This window comes from Bacillus sp. Nf3 (assembly GCF_003028545.1).
GTDB lineage: Bacteria > Bacillota > Bacilli > Bacillales > Bacillaceae > Bacillus > Bacillus safensis.
This window is the reverse complement of record NZ_PYUA01000114.1, coordinates 1-518: the sequence shown is the minus strand read 5'-3', so window position 1 is coordinate 518 and position 518 is coordinate 1. Positions and strand designations below refer to the sequence as shown.

The 518-nt window shown below is 66.0% G+C and carries 1 pseudogene; it reads right to left on the bottom strand.

Annotated elements, in window-relative coordinates:
• A pseudogene (locus tag C9414_RS21110) lies at window positions 1-518 on the bottom strand (propionyl-CoA--succinate CoA transferase); the annotation flags it as partial.

Sequence of the window (518 nt, the reverse complement as noted above, 5' to 3'; positions counted from 1 at the left end):
TCGCCTGCGGGCTCAGCGCAAAACCCGTGCACGAGGCATAGCTCAGCACGCCGTCGCGCAGCAGGTCGAGCATGCCGTCCTGGATCACTTCGGTGAATGCGGCCAGGTCGCGGAAACCACTCTTAGCCAGGCCGGCCAGCACCGCATTGGGAATATTGCCCACGCCCGACTGCAGCGGCAGCAGGTTCGGCGGCAGGCGGCCCTTCTTCACTTCGTGCTGCAGGAACTCGATCAGGTGCGAGGCGATCTGTTCGCTGGTCGCATCGATCGGGCTGAACGGGCTGTTGCGATCCGGGCCGTTGGTGCGCACCACCGCCACGATCTTGTCCGGGTCGCAGCGCAGCGCGGTGTCGCCGATGCGGTCGTTGGCGTTCACCAGCGGAATCGGCTTGCGGTGCGGCGGCAGCGCGGTGCCGTAGTAGATGTCATGCATGCCGTCGACGCCCGCCGGCTGCCACTCGTTGACCTCGACGATCACCTTCTTCGCCAGGTCCAGCCAGGTCTTGTTGTTGCCGACC